This window comes from Methylocaldum sp., from assembly GCF_035627495.1.
Classification (GTDB): Bacteria; Pseudomonadota; Gammaproteobacteria; order Methylococcales; family Methylococcaceae; genus Methylocaldum.
The window spans coordinates 1-18788 of record NZ_DASPLO010000139.1; the positions used below are offsets into that span (position 1 = coordinate 1).

Sequence of the window (18788 nt, forward strand, 5' to 3'; positions counted from 1 at the left end):
AAATGCTGATGAAAAGCATCCCTGCTTTTCACTCACCACCTCCCTGTGGTTCGCCCTTGCGGGCGGCCGCGCCGTGCAAATCGGCCATCCTGCCGATTTGTCACCCTGACGGGCGCGCTACCGCGCGTCCCATTTCTCTCCTGGCGAAATGGTCATGTACGCCTCTGTACACGCCGGTTATTACTCGCCCCATCCTGGGGCTCGCCCTGCGGGCCAGCCTGCGGCTGTTCCCTTCGCGTATCCTGCGCGCCGGGTCGCCCTTCCGCGCCTTGTCCCGACATCGCTCGTGACGTTTGAAGACAGCTTCTAAGGCTTTACGGAACGAAATGCCGGAAAGTGGGATAAGCAGTCAGGAATTTCTTCGTTGCTGTAAAGCAGCCTTTGCTCTACCGATCTTTTTAGAGCGATAGGCAAAACGCATACCCATAATGAATGCGCCGAGACCGATCAGCAGCACCGCAAATGGCATTGCCAGGGACGTCTGACTCATAACCACGGCAGCACCAATCAGGATCATGACCAAAGGCTTCACTTCATAAAGCATCTTAACTCCTCTATTAATCCTATACCCGCATGGCTCATGCAGGTTCGCTAGCATCTTCCGGAAGCCTCTGCCCGTTGGGATAGCAGACAGGCACTCAAGGGTGAACTAAGTCGTTGTTAAGAATAGTCCTAAGTCGGAATTTTTATAGGTTAAGGCAAGTTTTGGCCATTACTCGGGATATACAGCAGCCAATGGCCGAAACTTTGCCGCAGTGCAGGCATGATGAGTGTATCGGCTCAACAAGATCGACCAACAGCGAAAAGAAAGGCTGCGGCGGGCGGGTCCGCCCCCCTGTGTGCGAGCGCCGTCTACCCGGTTATAGCGTTGCGCATGCTGCCATATCGCGATGACTGGCTATCCAGTTAATCTGAGCTTCTGCGCAATAATGATTCATACAGGTCTTCCAAAGCGTGTATCGGCTTTTCTGCGAACTCGTGTTCCACCCTGTCGCGTGCTGCCTTGCCCAAGGCGGCTCTGAAATGGGCGTCATCGATCAGTCTTTGTACTTGCCGTGTCATGGCCTGAATATCGCCAGCCTCGACCAACAGTCCGGTGATGCCGTCCGCAACGACTTCCGGCAGCCCCCCCGTCCGAGTGGCAACGACCGGCAAACCGGCTGCGGCTGCCTCGATACAAACCAAGCCGAATGGCTCCTCCCAACGGGAAGGGACTACCACGATATCGGATGAGTGAAAGATATCCTCTACCTGCTCGATGTAGCCGCAATAGCGGATGCGCGGATCGCTTGAGATCAGATTCTGGAGCTCTTCCTTCGTGTAGGCGTCGCCGATGCTACTCTTGTCGCGACATTCCCCCGCAATGAGAAAGCGAACTCCTTCGCCGGCCACCTGCCTGGCCATGCTGACGAAATCCTCGATCCCTTTGATTTTTCTAATCTGTCCGATGAAGCTGACCACAATTTGATCGGCTTCAATATCAAAGCGGCTTCTTAGATTATTGCCTTTGGAAAATCTGCCCAGATCGACGGTGTTGTAGATAACGCTTGCAGGCACTCCTAGGGTGTCCGAATGCTGCGCCACATAGCTCGAAACAGCAGCGATGGCGGTAGACCATCGCGTGGCAGGGGCGTGATCGAGGTTGACGGTATGAAAATGTGTCACCACCGGACGTTTGCAGATGCGCGTTGCAAGAAGCTCCGCCGGCCGCCAGTGATTGGCCCTGTTCATGTGCACAAGGTCGATGTGCTGCTGCCTCAGCCAAATGCAGGTGCGCAACACTGCACGGATGTACTCCAAATGTCGCCCCGGTTCTGTAAGCGGTCCCCACACTTTGTATTGGATACCAAGTTCGTCCATCAACGTTTCGGCAGGGCCATGAGCGGATAACAGAACAATGGGTGTAAAGCGGTTTCGGTCGAGCAACCGCAGATTTGTAAACAAGACACGGCTGGCACCTCCCCAATTTCCATGCGTTCCGGCGAAAAAACAAATTTTGTGAGTCTTCAACGGGTCTTTCTCCTGACGCAGAGAGTGGCCAATGTCCGGTGTCCGGCAATACGTTTTACCGCCGTCGCCCGGACAATGATCCGAGAACCCCCCGAAGCAGTTGCCGGCCGAGTTCGTTGCCGACGCTTCGGGCGGCGCTTTTCGCGAAGGCTTCCACCGCGGATTCCCGCTGTCTGCCCTTGCGGCCCGATGAGGTGCCCAGAATACTTCCGAGGGTATCGAAAATACCCCCGGCAGCGGAACCCGACGTAGAACGGCCTTCCGTTGCCGTCTCTTGCGGGAGTTCCTGAGCCGCACGCGATTTGAGCATTTCGTAGGCCGACTCCCGATCCACGGTCTTTTCGTAATGACCCGCAATGGGCGACTCGCCGATGAGCTGCTTCCGTTGAGCGGCCTCGATGGGGCCGATCTTGCTTTGCGGCGGCAGGATGAACGCCCGATCGACGATGTGCGGACGGCCCTTTTCATCGAGCAGCGAGACCAAGGCTTCGCCGACGCCCAATTCGGTGATGACCGTTTTTTCGTCCAGATCAGGGTTCTCGCGCATGGTTTCCGCCGCCGACCGGACCGCCTTCTGATCCCGCGGCGTGAAGGCCCGGAGCGCGTGCTGGACGCGATTGCCGAGCTGCCCCAAGACCTTGTCCGGCACATCCAAGGGGTTTTGCGTCACGAAGTAAACGCCCACGCCTTTCGAACGGATCAGGCGCACCACTTGCTCGATCTTGTCGAGCAAAACTTCGGGAGCGTCATCGAACAACAAATGCGCCTCGTCGAAGAAGAAAACCAGCTTGGGTTTGTCGCGATCGCCCACTTCCGGCAGGTGCTCGAACAGCTCCGACAGCAGCCAGAGCAGAAAGGCGGCATAGACTTTCGGCGCCTGCATGAGCTTGTCGGCCGCCATGATATTGATCACGCCCATCCCGTCCGGCGCGGTTTGCATCAGATCGTCGATGTTCAGGGAGGGCTCGCCGAACAGCCTATCCCCGCCCTGGCTTTCCAAGGCCATCAAGCCGCGCTGAATGGCACCGATGCTGGCGGCGGAGATATTGCCGTACGAGGTCGTAAATTCGCCCGAGTTTTCGCCGACGAACTGGAGCATCGCACGCAAATCTTTCAGATCGAGCAGCAACAGCCCGTTGTCGTCCGCAATCTTGAAAACGAGGTGAAGCACGCCCTCCTGGGTTTCGTTCAGATTGAGCATGCGGGCGAGCAGCAAGGGCCCCACCTCGGAGATCGTGGACCGCGCCGGATGGCCTTGTTCTCCGAAGACGTCCCAAAAGACCACGGGAAATCCGGCAAACGAATGGTCTTGGATACCGAGCAACGAGAGCCGCTCGGCCATTTTCGGACTGGCGGCGCCGGCTTGGCTCAAACCGGATAAATCGCCTTTGATATCCGACAGGAACACCGGCACGCCGATGCTGCTGAAACGCTCCGCTAGAACTTGCAGCGTAACGGTCTTGCCGGTACCCGTCGCGCCGCTGATCAGGCCATGCCGGTTGGCCATCGACGGCAGCAGGGAAAGAGAATTCCGGCCTTTGGCGATTGACAATGCTTCACTCATGGATGATCTCCGGCAGATAATGTGATCCGTTGATGGTAATCAACGGCAAGGGGATTAACCAGAAAAAAGGGGCTGTGCCTTGCGGGAGCGGCTGAGCAACCTCAGCCGTCGATGATGATCGGGCGGTTGGCAAGCTCGTTGCCGTGTAGGTCCGACCCCGCGAAGTGCTTTTCCAGATGGGTACCCACGGCTTGGACGCCGACCAAAATGCCCGACTCGAAGTCGCCTTCCCGGAAGGCCGCTTCCATCTCGTGGCAGATCCGCTCCCAGGCTTCGCTGCCGACGAGCCGGTCGATACCGCGGTCGGCGACGATCTCGACGTCCCGGTCCGCGAGCAACAGGTAAATCAAAACACCGTTGTTCCGTTCCGTATCCCAGACACGGAGTTCGGAAAACACCTCCAACGCCCTTTCACGGGGAGTCTCACGCCTCAGCAGCCGCCGCCAATCGAGCGAATTTTCCACCGCAAAACGGATTTCCCCGCCGTGCTTCCGTTCGCTATCGCGGATCGCTTCCGTGATAGCTTTCAGGGAGTGGCGCGGCAGAACGCGCCGGAGCCGCCAGGGTCCGTAACACAGATGTTTGAGGATACGGCCAAGATTCTTGAACATCACCAGCGCCCCGAGGCTCCGCCGCCGCTGAAACCGCCGCCGCCCGCTCTGAACCCTCCACTCCCGGAGGAACCCCCGAATCCGCCGGGCCCTCCGTACCAGCCGCCCGGCCCCAAACGGCGTCCGCCTCCCATCACGGCCATGAAGACGAAAAAGCCCACAATTAGCGAGACCAATATCGGCAAACCGAAAAACGCGATCAAAGCCCCTGCCCCCACTCCCGCGATCAGACCGCCCAGAAAAGGCCCGAACAGAAACCGGAGTATCTGGCCGCCGAAGATGCCGCCCAGAATCGACAGCCCGAATGCGCCGCCCACATCTGTATCGGGAACGCCTCTGTCGCGGGTCGGCGCGGGCAGAGGCTCCCCGCGAATTAGGGCGAAAAGACTATCGATACCTTCGGATAAGCCGCCGTAGAAATCGCCCTGCTTGAAAACCGGGATCATCACGTCTTCCACGATCCGGTTGGCGACAGCGTCGGGAATCACGCCCTCGAGCCCGCGCCCTACCTCTATCCTAACGGTTCGGTCCTGCTTGGCCAGGAGGATCAAGACTCCGTCGTCGATCCCTTTGCGGCCCAGCTTCCAGGCATCCACCACTCGAATGGAATATTGCTCGATGGTTTCGGGCTCGGTGGTGGGCACCAGCAATACCGCGACCTGGCTGCCCTTTTCGGTCTCGAAGGCCGCTAGCCGGCTTTCGAGGCCCGCCTTTTCATCCATTTTCAAGGTTCCGGTCAGATCGGTCACGCGTGCTTGAAGCGGCGGCACCGAAACCTCCGCCCTAACCTCTAAACCGACGAGCGCCAGAAGGACAGCAATAATCCAGACCGAAAGCATGTTCGGCATCGCTGTCGACGTTCGCTTATCGAGCCGGAGCGGGCGCCGGGGCCGGCGTGCCGAAATCGACCTTGGGCGCGGTGGATATACCCTGCTCGTTCTCCACCGTGAAGTTCGGCTTGACCTGCATGCCGAAAATTCCGGCGGTGATGTTGGTGGGGAACGAACGGACCGTGACGTTATAGTCCTGAACCGACGCGATGTAGCGATTGCGCGCCACGGTGATGCGGTTTTCGGTGCCCTCCAACTGCGCCTGCAGATCGCGGAACAAACTGTCCGCCTTGAGTTGAGGATAATTTTCCGCCACCGCCATGAGTCGCGACAAAGCGCCGGACAATTCTCCCTGCGCCGCCTGGAATCGCGAAAAAGCCTGCGGATCGTTCAGCAGTTCCGGCGTGGCCTGAACGGTTCCCACCCTCGAACGCGCCTCGGTCACCTGGGTCAGCACGTCCCTTTCATGCCCCGCATAACCCTTCACCACGTTGACCAGATTGGGTACCAGATCCGCCCGGCGTTGATACTGGTTTACGACCTCCGACCAACTCGCCTTGATTTGCTCGTCTTGCTGCTGCAAGGTGTTGTATCCGCATCCGCTCAGCAAAAGCGTGTGTAGTAAAACCAAACCTGGGATCAGTGTGCGCATGTTTTTCTCCCGAAAAGGCTATCGGACGATGTCCGGAGAACGAATCCATAAAGTGTGCTACGTACAATAGGCGTAAGACAATCTGTCAAAAGGCTTATTCGGACTGGGTTGTATCCCGTTCAGGAGTCCCGGCAACTCGTGTTTGTTCCGAAGCACGGATTCGTAGGGTGGGTTAGGCGCGCATCGCACTGAGTCCGCAAAGTTCCTTCGGTGTTTCCGCGCGCCGTAACCCACCAGGGCGGCATGGACCACACCTTTTGGTGGGTTACGGCGCGCTCGCGGCCCAGTGACCAACGGCCAACCTGTCCCGGTGCGCGCCTAACCCACCCTACGAAATCCAGGTTTCAGGGCAAAATGAGAATTGCTGACGGAATCCGCGGCCATTTGCGATACCGGCGAGTGCTCTAGTATCCTACAAGGTTTAATTCGGCGACCGAAATCCCGCGTATGGAAGACATTTACAAGCCGCAGACCATCGAACACGAAGCTCAGGACGCCTGGGAAACCCAAGGCACTTTCCGCGCCGTCGAAGACCCGGCCAATGAAAAGTATTACTGCCTGTCCATGTTCCCCTATCCCAGCGGGCGGCTGCACATGGGTCATGTACGCAATTACACCATAGGCGACGTCATCGCCCGCTATCAACGCATGCAAGGCAAGAACGTGCTGCAACCGATGGGCTGGGACGCGTTCGGACTGCCGGCGGAAAATGCGGCCATGCAGAACAACGTCGCACCGGCGGCATGGACTTACGCGAACGCCGATTACATGCGCAAGCAGCTCAAGTCCCTCGGGCTCGCCATCGACTGGAGCCGCGAAATCGCCACCTGCAAGCCCGAGTATTATCGCTGGGAGCAGTGGCTGTTCACCAAGCTGTTCGAAAAAGGCTTGATCTACAAGAAAACCTCGCCGGTGAACTGGGACCCTGTGGACCAGACCGTACTGGCTAACGAACAGGTAATCGAAGGCCGCGGCTGGCGCTCGGGTGCGCTGGTGGAAAAGCGCGATATTCCCATGTATTTCATGCGCATCACCGTCTACGCCGAGGAGCTGCTGAGCGGACTGGACAATCTGCCGGGCTGGCCCGAGCAGGTAAAGACCATGCAGCGCAACTGGATCGGCAAGAGCCACGGCTGCGAAGTGCACTTCCCTTACGAGGACGGCAGCGACGTCTTGAAGGTTTACACCACCCGCCCGGACACCCTGGTGGGTGCCACCTACGTGGCCGTGGCGGCGGAGCATCCGCTGGCACTGGCAGCCGCAGAAGGCAATCCGGAACTGGAGACATTCATCGAGGAATGCAAGCGCGGCGGCACGGCGGAAGCCGATCTCGCCACCATGGAAAAGAAAGGCATGGCCACCGGCCGTTCCGTGGTTCACCCTCTCAACGGTGAAAAGCTGCCGGTGTGGATCGCCAACTACGTGTTGTGGGGCTACGGTGAAGGCGCGGTGATGGCGGTGCCGGCGCATGACGAGCGGGATTTCGAGTTTTCCCATAAATATGGACTGCCGATCAAAACGGTCATCGCGTCCAAATCGGGCGCCTATGAAACGGTCGATCCAGAGGGCGAGTGGATCGATGCCTATGCAGAGTACGGCGTTTGCGTGAATTCGGGCAAATACGACGGCCTGGATTTCCAACAGGCCTTCGACGCCATCGCCGCCGATCTCGAAGCCAATGGCCTAGGCCAGAAGCGCACCCAGTTCCGCCTGCGCGACTGGGGCATTTCCCGCCAGCGTTACTGGGGCTGCCCAATTCCCATCATTCATTGCCCGAGCTGCGGCGACGTGCCGGTTCCCGAAGACCAGCTCCCCGTGGTGCTGCCGGAGGACGTCAAGATTGACATGGGTTCGCCGCTCAAGAAAATGCCCGATTGGTACCAAACCACCTGCCCCCGGTGCGGCGGTCCGGCGGAACGGGAAACCGACACCATGGACACCTTCGTCGAATCGTCCTGGTACTACGCCCGCTATGCCTGTCCCGACAGCCACGACGCGATGCTGGACCAGCGAGCCAAATATTGGCTGCCGGTCGACCAGTACATCGGCGGCATCGAGCACGCCATCCTGCATCTTTTGTACGCTCGCTTCTTCCATAAACTGATGCGCGACGTGAGGCTGGTGGACAGCGACGAACCGTTCACCAATCTGCTCACCCAGGGCATGGTGGTGGCGCCAACGTTCTACCGGGAACAGACCGACGGCAAAAAGCACTACTACAACCCGGCCGACGTAGATGTGCAATTGGACGAGCGGGGACGGCCGCTGGGCGCGAGCTTGAAGGCCGACGGCCGGCCGGTCGCGATCGGCGGCACCGAAAAGATGTCCAAGTCCAAGAACAACGGCGTCGATCCGCAAGCCCTCATCGACCGCTACGGCGCGGATACGGCGCGCTTGTTCATGATGTTCGCGGCCCCGCCGGAACTGTCGCTGGAATGGTCGGACAGCGGCGTCGAGGGCGCATTCCGGTTTCTGAGACGCTTGTGGCGCGTATGCCATGCCCATCTTCAGGAGCGGCCCAATGTCGAAACACTCAAAAACTTCTCTTGGGCAAGCCTGCCCAACGACTATGGGCAATGCAAGCAGCGGCGCGAACTGCACCTGATACTCAAGCAGGCCGGGTACGATTACGTCCGCCACCAGTTCAATACGGTCGTGTCCGGAGCCATGAAAATCGTGAACATTCTGGATGCCGAGCGGCAACCGGGGGACCGCGGCGACGGCGGCAATGGAATATCGGCGGAAATTGCCGAAACCAGCCGCCATGCTCTCGTCTTCGAGGGGCTAAGCATCGTTCTCAGGCTGCTCGCGCCAATTACGCCGCATATTTCCCATGTATTGTGGCGGGAGCTGGGTTTCGGCCGCGACGTTCTCGAAGCGGACTGGCCGCAGGTCGATGAAGCCGCGCTAGTACAGGACAGCATCGAATTGGTCGTCCAGGTGAACGGAAAGCTCAGGAGCAAAATCACGGTCCCCGCCGATGCGGGAAATGAGGCGGTGCAGACGGTGGCGTTGGCCGATCCCAATGTACAGCGCTACGTGGAGGACAAACCGGTTAAAAAGGTCATCGTGGTCCCGCGCAAGCTGGTCAATATCGTGGTTTAGGTAATGGCAAGGCGATCCCTCATAAATACCGCAGTTTTGGCGATTTTCGCCGCGATGCTCTCCGGTTGCGGATTCCACCTTCGCGGCGCTCTCCCGAGCGACATGATCGCAAAAACGATCTACGTCGACGGTCTGGGGCGCGGAGATCCGTTCCTTCAGGAGTTCTCGCAGATTCTGTCTTATTCCGGGGGCAGCATAGCGGCGAGCCCCAGCCAAGCCGGCGCGATTATTCATATCGTCAAGGCGAGGCAAAATCGCCGCCCGATCGGTCTGAGCAAACAAGGGCGCGCCAACCTGTTCGATTTGAGCTACCGTGTGGTCTATGACGTCACGACGCCTCAAGGCGAGGTCTTGCTGCCGCGCCAGGAGCTTGAGCTGAGACGGGATTATTTCAACGATCAGACCTCTCCCCTCAGTCAAACCCAGGAGGAAATCCAGATACAGCAGGAAATGCAGCGAGAGGCCGCCCAGCTTCTCTTTCGTCGCGTTACTTACGGACTGAGCCATCCCGCAAAGAAATCGTGAAACTATCCGTCGAGCAACTGGGAGAACAACTGAAAAAACGCCTGGCTCCGGTCTATTTCCTGAGCGGAGACGAGCCCCTGCAACTCGCGGAAGCGGCTGATGCGGTACGGCAGGCAGCCCGTGCCGCCGGTTACGGCAACCGAGAATTGTTCTACGCCGATACCGGTTTCGACTGGAGTACGCTGCAGGAAGCCACCGATTCGTTTTCACTGTTCGGAGAAAAGCGCATTCTCGACCTGCGCCTTCCGGCAAAGCCGGATAAAGCGGCGGCTGCAGCCTTGGTGCGTTATTTGGAGCGGCCCGCGGAAGACGCCGTCCTCGTCGTCAGCAGCGCGAAAATTACGGGAGCGGAACAAAAAAGCCGCTGGTACCAGGCCGTCGACCGCATCGGCGTGGTGGTTCAGGTCTGGCCGTTGGAGGGCGAACAATTGCTGCGCTGGCTCGATCGGCGCTTGAACGCGAAAGGCGTATTGGCCGATAAATCGGGAGTCCGGATATTGACCGCCCGCGTCGAAGGCAATTTGCTGGCGGCCGCCCAAGAAATCGAAAAGCTGCATATCCTGTACGGCAAGGGCAAAATCGACGACGACCAGATCGTCAAAGCCGTCGCGGACAACGCCCGTTATGACGTCTTCGATCTCGCCGAAGAGACCCTGCGCGGCCATACGGCGAAAGCGTATCGCGTGCTGATGGGGCTCAAGGCCGAAGGCGTAGCGCCGGCGGTCGCTTTATGGGCGCTCACCCGCGACATCCGTCTGATCGGCAATGTCATGGCTCTGGTCGCCCAAGGCACCCCGACCGATGCCGCATTGACCAAATGCCAAGTCTGGGACAAGCGTAAATCGACCGTGCTCCAGGCCTTGCAACGCCTGAATCGCGATAGCGTCCACCGGACTCTTTTGCTTAGCGCCAAGGCCGATAGAGTGATCAAAGGCATGGACACGGGCGATGCCTGGGACGGGCTTTTGGCCGTCTGCGTAAGCCTGGCCGCGCCCGCGGGAACTCGCATTATGGCGAAGCCTTATTGACGCTGCACGGGTTCGCCGCTTTGAATTCTTCACCTTCCCTTGATCTCGACCTATGTTAAACGACATCCAAACTTATATGCTGACGGTAGGCGAACAGGCTCGCGAGGCCGCCCGCTCGATGAGCCGCGCGGAAACTGCCGCAAAGAACGGTGCCCTGTTGGCCATTGCCGACGCCCTGGAAAGCAATGCCCAGGTGTTGATGGCGGAGAACCACAAGGATCTCGAAGCCGGGCGGCAAAGAGGACTCGACGGCGCAATGCTCGACCGGTTGGATCTCACGGAAAAGCGCATCGCCGCCATGGCCCAGGGCCTCCGCGAAGTGGCCGCGCTTTCCGACCCGGTGGGCGAAATCACCGGCCTCACCTACCGGCCTTCCGGCATTCAGGTGGGCCGGATGCGGGTGCCTTTGGGCGTCATCGGGATCATCTACGAATCCCGTCCCAACGTGACCGCGGACGCCGCCGCGCTATGCCTCAAATCCGGCAATGCCTGCATCCTCCGGGGCGGGTCTGAAGCTATACACTCCAACAAAGCCATTGCCGATTGCATTCGGGACGGCCTGGAACAGGCGGGACTGCCCCGCGACGCCGTGCAGCTGATCGAAACCACCGACCGTGCGGCCGTCGGTGAACTAATCCGCATGGAACGCTATGTGGACGTGATCGTGCCGCGCGGCGGCAAGAGCCTCATCGAGCGCATCACGAAAGAATCCCGCATCCCGGTTATCAAACACCTGGACGGCATCTGCCATGTCTATATCGACGACCGCTGCGATTTCGAAAAAGCCACCAAGATCGCCATGAACGCCAAGACCCAGCGCTACGGCGTCTGCAATGCGATGGAGACGCTGCTGATCGCCGACCGAATCGCACCCGTTCTCCTTCCGGAACTGGCGCGGCTCTATCGGGAAAAGGGAGTGGAACTCCGTGGCTGTCCCAGAACGCTGCAAATCCTGCCGGACTGCATACCGGCCACCGAGGAAGACTGGGACACCGAATACCTCGCGCCGATCCTGTCCATCCGCGTGGTCGAGGGACTCGACGAGGCGCTGGATCATATCAACCGGCACAGCTCGCAGCACACCGAAGCCATCGTGACCGAGGATTACACCCGCGCCCGCCGTTTCCTCCGAGAAGTGGATTCCAGCTCGGTAATGGTCAATGCGTCCACCCGATTCGCGGATGGTTACGAGTATGGGCTAGGAGCCGAGATCGGCATCAGCACCGATAAGCTGCACGCCCGCGGCCCCGTGGGACTGGAAGGGTTGACCACCCAGAAGTTCATCGTCCTGGGCGATGGGCATATCCGCACGTAGCATGGAGATAGCGGGATAAGTAGTAGGCCGGAATAAGGCGGCAGCCGTTTCCGGCAAAGCGCTGGGGTACCGGAAACGCTTCGCTTATTCCGGCCTACAACGCTGTGTTGCATCTTTCGGCGCGGTGCTTGCCACGGGCTCCCGGTCGTTGGTCCGGCATCCCGGCTCAACCAATCTTAAGAACTCATGATCGGCATCTACGGCGGAACCTTCGATCCCATCCATTACGGCCATTTGCGGACGGCGCTGGAAGTCAAAGAAGCGGCCGGACTGAACGAGGTCCGCTTCGTTCCCTGCCGTTTGCCGCCCCATCGCGCTGTCCCGGAGGCCGAACCCGAGCTTCGCCTCAGGATGCTGGAGCTGGCCTTGCTCGACGCGGAGCCCGGGTTCCGCATCGACACCCAGGAACTCGACCGGCCGGGGCCGTCCTACATGGTGGACACGCTGGCATCCATTCGAGCGGAGATCGGCATTCGGCCGTTGTGCCTGATCGTCGGTTTGGATGCGTTTCTCGGCCTCCCCCGCTGGCACCGATGGCGGGAGCTATCCGATCTCGCCCATATCCTCGTCATGCGACGGCCGGGCTCGGAACCGGATTTTGCGGGCGATCTGGCGCCATATGTAACCGAGCTTCGCACTGATCAACCGGCTCCCCTACACCACCAACCGGCCGGATCGATCCACTTCGTCGATGTCACCCAGCTCGATATTTCGGCGACACGCATCCGGGAAGCCGTGAGAACCGGCAGAAGCGCCCGTTACCTGGTCCCCGACCCGGTATGGCGCTTCATCCAGAACGAAGGACTTTACTGATAATCCCGGACCTGTCGAGCTACCGCGCGCATCAAAGCGTCTCGCTGTCATAAATCCTTAACAAACGTCGCTTAGCATCGACCATTTCGGAATAATCATGAAACCGAACGGTCTTGCAGCAGCGTTCTCGCTGCTGACTTTCGCCGGCTTAGTCGACGCCGCCCCAACCGTCAAATCGATCGAATTCATCGGAATGTCCGTCCCCGTCACGGCCGACGAAAAAACCGACATCTACAGCAAAGCCCAGGTAAAGGTGGTTTACCGGAACGGCAAGAGCCAGACGTACGATCTGAGTTATCACGAACTGATGGGCACTGCCGATGCGATGGCCGGGCATCTCGTAGGCGGCTTGTACGATGACCATGATCACCTCCTGACCGATGCCGACGGACAGATCGCCTCCGATTCGCCGGACGGCAACTCCCTGATGCTGATCCCGGGCATGAAGGCTGCCGATGCGACGCGAAACGAAGCCTTAGCCTTGATGACGCAGTACGAATACAAGGAACTGCCGCCCGCGGGACAATCGGGACGCTTTTGGAGCAAGCTGCCGGCGACCGCGAGCCTGGCCAAGCTCGATCAAGACAAGTCCACCGGCGCCCTGCAGGTTGCGGATTACCGAAACATCAGCTTCGGCAACGTGAACGGCCTTTGGATAGCTTGCGCCGCCTCGCTTTCGCCCTGGAACACGCATCTCGGCAGCGAAGAGTACGAACCGGACGCCAAAGTCCGCGGCGGCGGCGCCAAAACCGGCGACAGCGACGACACCACCGATATCGCTTCATTCAGCCGGTACTACTTCGGCGATGCCGCGCACGCCAATGCCTATCACTACGGGCTGGTGCCGGAGGTGAAGATCGACTCCAACCGAACCGCATCGGTCGTCAAACACTACGCCTTGGGCCGGTTTTCGCGGGAACTGGCCGAAGTGATGCCTGATCAGCGAACGGCGTACATGGGCGATGACGGCATCAATACCGGGCTGTTCATGTTTGTCTCCGACCGTCCCAAAGACCTGTCTTCAGGCGCGCTTTACGCGGCCAAATGGAAACAAACCAAGACATCGAACGGAGGAACGGCAAAGCTGACATGGATCAAACTAGGTTCGGCCTCCGATGCCGAAATCAAGGCCCTGGTGGATAGCGGCATCAAGTTCAGCGACATTTTCGATGCCAGCAATACCGACCCCGATGACCACGGCTACAAGAAAGTCACCACGTACACCGGTACGGAATGGCTGCGGCTCAAACCCCACATGGAAAAAGCCGCGGCTTTTCTGGAAACCCGCCGTTACGCCGCCTATCTGGGGGCCACGACGGAATTCTCCAAAATGGAAGGCGTAACCCACGATCCGGCTGGACGCAAGGCGTACGTCGCCATTTCCCGCATCGAGAAAGGCATGGCGGATGGCGCCGGCGATATTCGATTGGCTCAAAACGATGGCGGGGCGGTTTACGAGCTGAAATTGGACGACGGCCATAAGGCCGGAATTAATAGCCGATTTGTGGCGTCGACCATGAAATCCGTGCCGGCGCTTTTGGGCGGATGGCTGGGCAAAGACGATAACGGTCAGGATAGAAAGGACGCCGACGGCAATCGCTGCGAACAAGACAAGGTTTGCGGACCGGACAATCTCAAATTCTCGCCCGCGGGCCACACCCTCTTCATCGGCGAAGACACCAGTCGTCGCAACAACAACTATGTTTGGGCCTATAACGTCGACAATCGCCGATTGACGCGAATCCTTTCTACGCCAATGGGCGCGGAAGCGGCCGGTTTACAGGTTGTCGAAAATGCCCACGGCTTTTCCTACATCATGAGCAATTTTCAGCATGCCGGCGAGGAAGTGAATAAAAACTACACGGGACACGACAAGGATTTGATAACCGCGAAATTGAACGAGAAGTGGCATTACTTGCACCGCGCGGCGATCGGTTACATCGGTACTCGCCAGGGCGCATTGCCTGCATTGAAATAACGGAAACAACGGAACGCTAAATAATCAGTCACGGCTATCCAACGGTCTTCAAGTGTCGACGTGTCTGATATCGCAAGCGGATAAACAGAAAGCACATCGACAGGGCGTAGCCGTAAGCCGCGCCGAGCACACCCAATCGTTCAGACAAGAAAAAGCTGAGCACCAGATTGATGACGACCGCAAAACTGGTCGACACGAACACGCTGCGGCTCCGCTTCATGAACTGCAGGTAATACGGCGAATCGGAGAAAACCGCATTGATCGAGGCGCCTACCGCGAGCACGCAAAGCGCCTCGTAACCGTGGCTGAAATTGGGGCCGAACCAATCGAGAATGGCCTGCCCGAACGTCACTACGGCCGTAAGGAAGGCGACCGCCAATCCACCCACCACCATGAGCCGATGCCGCATCAGCCGGCGCAAGGCTGAGCCATCCGACCGCTCCATGAACAACGACGTCAGAGGCAGATAAAACCGGTTGGCCGTATTGGCCAGCAGTACGATAAAGGTACCCGTCTGCGCGGCGACAGCATAGGTTCCCACGATGGCGTCGGAGGGATACAACAGTTCCAGAACGATCACCCCCGATCCGGCCATCACGCTCAACATCCAACTGTTCAGCAACAGCGGCACCGATCGGCGCACCCATTTGATTTTTAAAAAGGATGGCTTGGCCCGCCAAGCTTCTTCGGGCATCGTGAACCGGGCCAACTGGTGAATGGCGCCCAACGTCCACAGCCAGGCCAACCCATACCCGGAGACGACGCCAACAGCCGTCATCGGTAAGTCGAATAAGAAAATCAACCAGATAAATAAGAGAAAAGTAATCGGCAAAAGCAGCCGGTAAATCACGACGGCCTCGATTTGCCCCCCGTTTGCCGTAACCACCTCGACCAAGAACAACGCGGGTGCGATGACCGGCAAGAACAAAGCCAGAATGACGATAGCAATGTGAGAACTGGCATCCTGGCTGACGAGGATAGCCTCCAACGTCAGTCCCACGAAAGCCGCCAGGAAGAGGCTAAAGAACACCATCGTGCGGAGGGAGAATTTCCAAAATCCTAAGGCATGCGCCCAGTCTCCCCTTTCCCTGTAGACCGGAATGCAGCGCAAGGCATATTTATCCAATCCGAGAGTGGCGACGGTGGACAAAATCGCGATCACGGACAGCGCTACGCTGAAATCGTCGAAATCCCGAACAGAAAGGTTTCGCGCCAATGTGATATTGACGACGTAAAACAGCAGATAATTCATCAGCGCGAGCACGCACAAGACCAGAGAGCCGGAATATTCGGCGCGCGATAAGGACTGAGTCACCATGAATGCGAGTATGGGTGTGGTCGGTGGGGTATGGAGAAAATCCGTTTAAGCCGAATTTATACTTTTATTAGTGTAAATTTTTTACTGGTTTTATTACTGATCGATGACCTCGGGAACCGGTTAACCCCAAACTAGCCGCCTTCGTGTGTAGGCGGCTAAAGTTCTATTATGCCAGTGCTTGCCCGAGGATCGTTCGAGATTCGGCAAATCTCCTTGGCGAATGAAACCGAACTTCGCCGACAAACTCGATTGCCTACTACCACGCCGGCAAGAGTCGGAGACTTAAACCTACCGAAAAGTTTCTTCTTAAAAGAATCTTTTCCAACCTCCCCAGGGCCGAATCGAGCCGTTTCGACGCCGTCTAAGGTAGAAGGAAATTTCGAAACGATGCCAACACCCGGCATAAAGGAGCGTAGCTATGAAACAGACGGGAAAAGCGCTGATCGTTTTCGTGGGCTTGAACATCTTTAACCTCCCCGTCCTGGCGGAAGGGAAAAAAGCCGCTCCGTCGCCGCAAAGCGGTGAGGCTTCAACTGAAATCGGAGGCGGGGAAGAACAGATAAAACGCCTGAAACAGAGGCAGGAATATCTATTGAAAATGCACGATCTGATGCACGAGATTCGGGACGCCAAGACTGAGGACGAACGGGAGCGCCTCAAACTGGAGCACCTCAAACTTCTGCAGACCCGGATGTCACCCCATGATCCGGATATGATGCAGGAACATATCCAGAAGCTCATGGAACAAGGCACTGAAATGAAGGATCGAGGGAACAAATAAATCGGGAGCATCGCGGCTTATCTATTCGCCTGGAATGTTCGACTCTTTATTCCGCCTGACTGCGTCCTTTTCACCGCATATAAAACTTCGGCCTATGCTGCAGCCAAACGACGCTCATAACCAACTTTTATAACTTAAGAGAATATATATTATATTTTTTATTCCTTTTTTGTTTTAAATGTCATTGTTAACATGCCTCCAACGACGATTCGAAGGTACGGCCTTACTCCTGCACAACAACAAAATGGAGTAAAGCCTCCAAACGCAGAATCGTAGAAATAAAGACTCAACATCAGCTAAAAAGCCCAGGCTTGCACTATGACTCTCGACAATCGTTTGCTTTATCAAGATTCACAGGCATCGCTGACAGCCAAAAAAATCCTGGAAGCCTTACAAGGCCTCCGGTTTGGCGCGGTCGAAATCATCGTGCATGACGGACGTATCGTGCAGATCGAACGTAAGGAAAAGCTCCGCCTCAACATCTCCTGTCCCGCCGTACCCGCGGATTAAGGCCGATATCCCGGCCTAAACACCGCGGCTCGCTGCGATTCGCAGTTCGAATCCCGCTTTTCAATCATCAAGATCAACCCACCGGTTCACCGGAGGTTCAACAAGAAAAATACAACTCGGCATGCTGACCGGATCACCGGAACTGCCTGAATGTCATAACAAGGGGTCACGACATGCAGAACCGATGGTCTTTACTGTGGGCGGCTGGGGTGGGCAGCGCCTGGCTTGGACTCGCACCCGAAGCCGCGGCCATTACCGCCGAACAGCGTTTCGAAAAACTGGAACGCCACATCCTGGAACTCGAGAGGCGACTGGAAGCCTCCGAAGAGGAAAACCAAAAGCTTCGTTCGAATAAGCCTGCAGCCGCATCGACAACGCCTGAACCGGACGTCAAGGCACTCGACAAGAAGGTGAAGATCCTGGAGCGCAAGCTCGAGGTCGCCGATGAAGTCGCCATAGAAAACGCCAAGAAAACCCCGAAGCTCGAAGCGGGGTCCAATGGCATTCGATTCGTTTCGCCCGATAACGAGCATGTCGTGCGTCTGCGCGGTTCGGTGCAAGCCGACTACAAATTCTTTATGGACGATAACCAGACGCCGGCGGGTCTACACAATACCAGCAATCTGGCGGATAGGTTCGAGCTCAAGCAGGCCCGTATCTGGCTGGAGGGTACGCTGTGGAAATTTCTGGACTTCAAGATCATGCCCGATTTCGGCAATGGCAGAACCATTCTGGCGGACGCGTTCATCGATGCCCACTACTTCCATTTCGCCAGCGCCAACTTCGGTAAACAGAAAACGCCAATCAGTTTGGAGCGACTGCAAGGCGACGCCGACGGTACGTTCCTGGAGCGCGCCTACCCCACTTATCTGGCGAGCAATCGCGACATCGGGGTCATGCTCCACGGCGAATTCGCCAAGCCCGGCTACCAGACCGAGTACGGCGGACCGGTGGATTTCAAGAACTTCTTCAGCTACCAGCTCGGCGTTTTCAACGGCGCGGGCGACAATGGCTCCATCGACACGGACATCGACGACGACAAGGAATTCGCCGGCCGTCTCTGGACACACCCATTCCAGCACGGTGGTATCGCCGCACTCGAAGGCCTCGGAATCGGCATAGCCGGCAGTTGGGAACTGCCCAAGCGGGCGGTGCTGGTGAATATAAACAGCGCGATCGGGCAAAACAGGATCTTGGATTATGGCCAGCTCGGAACCGGAACAAACTCGCTCGTTGCCGACGGCGATCATTATCGTGTTTACCCGCAGGCATATTGGTATTACGGGCCTTACGGGTTGATGGGCGAGTATGTTCTGTCGTCCCAGCAATTACTCGGACGCCGAAATGGCCAAACCGGACGGATTCAGCAGGACAACACCGCCTGGCAGGTTCAGGCCTCTTATGTGATCACCGGCGAAGACAACACGTTCCAGAGCGTCAAACCACGGCAAGCCTTCAATCCGTTTAACGGCCAGTGGGGAGCATGGCAAGTGGCGGCGCGCTGGAGCGAATTGGACATCGACGACGATACGTTCGTGTATGTCAATCCGTCCAGATCCGTCAGCAAGGCAACCGCTTGGGCACTGGGCGTGAATTGGTTCCTGACCAGAAACGCACGGCTCATGGCCGACTACGAGCAGACTTATTTCGACGGCGGCGCTGCCGGCGGGAGGGACCGCCCGACGGAAAAAGTGTTCGCAACGCGGTTCCAGTTAGTGTTCTGACCATTTCTCCGCCTCTTACTTCCT

At 57.9% G+C, this 18788-nt stretch carries 17 protein-coding genes; 10 read left to right on the top strand and 7 right to left on the bottom strand.

Annotated features, from left to right (window positions below; all coding sequences use genetic code 11):
• On the top strand, positions 1 to 290 hold a 290-nt coding region (locus VEB01_RS11005), incomplete at its 5' end, for a hypothetical protein (protein ID WP_324875391.1).
• A 59-nt stretch (positions 291 to 349) separates the two neighbouring features.
• On the opposite strand, the gene VEB01_RS11010 is transcribed toward VEB01_RS11005, so the two are convergent.
• The 6 genes from VEB01_RS11010 to VEB01_RS11035 form a co-directional block, all read right to left on the bottom strand.
• Positions 350 to 544 carry a hypothetical protein gene (locus VEB01_RS11010; protein WP_324875392.1) on the bottom strand — a complete coding sequence of 65 codons (195 nt, stop codon included), beginning with the start codon at positions 542 to 544 and terminating at the stop codon, positions 350 to 352.
• A 362-nt stretch (positions 545 to 906) separates the two neighbouring features.
• Positions 907 to 2010, bottom strand: a complete 1104-nt coding sequence (locus VEB01_RS11015) for a glycosyltransferase family 4 protein (RefSeq protein WP_324875394.1) — start codon at positions 2008 to 2010, stop codon at positions 907 to 909.
• Positions 2011 to 2065: 55 nt separating this feature from the next.
• Complete coding sequence (locus VEB01_RS11020) at positions 2066 to 3574, bottom strand: helicase HerA-like domain-containing protein (protein WP_324875396.1); 1509 nt, start codon at positions 3572 to 3574, stop codon at positions 2066 to 2068.
• 101 nt (positions 3575 to 3675) lie between these two features.
• Positions 3676 to 4185: a TPM domain-containing protein gene (locus VEB01_RS11025; protein WP_324875398.1), complete on the bottom strand. Its 510-nt coding sequence runs from the start codon at positions 4183 to 4185 to the stop codon at positions 3676 to 3678.
• Positions 4185 to 5024 carry a TPM domain-containing protein gene (locus tag VEB01_RS11030; RefSeq protein WP_324875400.1) on the bottom strand — a complete coding sequence of 280 codons (840 nt, stop codon included), beginning with the start codon at positions 5022 to 5024 and terminating at the stop codon, positions 4185 to 4187. The genes VEB01_RS11025 and VEB01_RS11030 overlap by 1 nt, the downstream gene beginning before the upstream one ends.
• Positions 5025 to 5049: 25 nt before the next feature.
• On the bottom strand, positions 5050 to 5667 hold the full coding sequence (locus tag VEB01_RS11035) for a LemA family protein (protein ID WP_324875402.1): 618 nt from the start codon (positions 5665 to 5667) through the stop codon (positions 5050 to 5052).
• A 447-nt stretch (positions 5668 to 6114) separates the two neighbouring features.
• On the opposite strand from VEB01_RS11035, the gene leuS reads away from it, so the two are divergent.
• The 6 genes from leuS (at position 6115) to VEB01_RS11065 (ending at position 14431) form a co-directional block, all read left to right on the top strand.
• Positions 6115 to 8772: a leucine--tRNA ligase gene (leuS, locus tag VEB01_RS11040; RefSeq protein ID WP_324875404.1), complete on the top strand. Its 2658-nt coding sequence runs from the start codon at positions 6115 to 6117 to the stop codon at positions 8770 to 8772.
• Positions 8773 to 8775: 3 nt separating this feature from the next.
• On the top strand, positions 8776 to 9297 hold the full coding sequence (locus VEB01_RS11045) for an LPS-assembly lipoprotein LptE (protein WP_324875405.1): 522 nt from the start codon (positions 8776 to 8778) through the stop codon (positions 9295 to 9297).
• Positions 9294 to 10325 carry a DNA polymerase III subunit delta gene (gene holA / locus VEB01_RS11050; RefSeq protein WP_324875407.1) on the top strand — a complete coding sequence of 344 codons (1032 nt, stop codon included), beginning with the start codon at positions 9294 to 9296 and terminating at the stop codon, positions 10323 to 10325. The genes VEB01_RS11045 and holA overlap by 4 nt, the downstream gene beginning before the upstream one ends.
• Before the next feature lie 52 nt (positions 10326 to 10377).
• Positions 10378 to 11640: a glutamate-5-semialdehyde dehydrogenase gene (locus VEB01_RS11055; protein WP_324875409.1), complete on the top strand. Its 1263-nt coding sequence runs from the start codon at positions 10378 to 10380 to the stop codon at positions 11638 to 11640.
• Between the two features lie 186 nt (positions 11641 to 11826).
• Positions 11827 to 12453 (top strand): nicotinate-nucleotide adenylyltransferase, encoded by a 627-nt coding sequence (gene nadD, locus VEB01_RS11060; protein ID WP_324875411.1) that lies wholly within the window; start codon positions 11827 to 11829, stop codon positions 12451 to 12453.
• A 97-nt stretch (positions 12454 to 12550) separates the two neighbouring features.
• A complete protein-coding gene (locus tag VEB01_RS11065) occupies positions 12551 to 14431 on the top strand; it encodes a PhoX family protein (protein WP_324875413.1) in 1881 nt (626 codons plus the stop codon).
• A 34-nt stretch (positions 14432 to 14465) separates the two neighbouring features.
• On the opposite strand, the gene VEB01_RS11070 is transcribed toward VEB01_RS11065, so the two are convergent.
• Complete coding sequence (locus VEB01_RS11070) at positions 14466 to 15749, bottom strand: oligosaccharide flippase family protein (protein ID WP_324875415.1); 1284 nt, start codon at positions 15747 to 15749, stop codon at positions 14466 to 14468.
• Positions 15750 to 16167: 418 nt separating this feature from the next.
• Here VEB01_RS11070 and VEB01_RS11075 point away from each other — a divergent pair, with 418 nt between their 5' ends.
• The 3 genes from VEB01_RS11075 (at position 16168) to VEB01_RS11085 (ending at position 18764) form a co-directional block, all read left to right on the top strand.
• Positions 16168 to 16530 carry a hypothetical protein gene (locus VEB01_RS11075; RefSeq protein ID WP_324875416.1) on the top strand — a complete coding sequence of 121 codons (363 nt, stop codon included), beginning with the start codon at positions 16168 to 16170 and terminating at the stop codon, positions 16528 to 16530.
• A gap of 318 nt (positions 16531 to 16848) precedes the next feature.
• Positions 16849 to 17040 carry a YezD family protein gene (locus tag VEB01_RS11080; RefSeq protein ID WP_324875418.1) on the top strand — a complete coding sequence of 64 codons (192 nt, stop codon included), beginning with the start codon at positions 16849 to 16851 and terminating at the stop codon, positions 17038 to 17040.
• 173 nt (positions 17041 to 17213) lie between these two features.
• Positions 17214 to 18764 carry a porin gene (locus tag VEB01_RS11085; RefSeq protein WP_324875419.1) on the top strand — a complete coding sequence of 517 codons (1551 nt, stop codon included), beginning with the start codon at positions 17214 to 17216 and terminating at the stop codon, positions 18762 to 18764.
• The last annotated feature ends 24 nt before the right edge of the window (positions 18765 to 18788 follow it).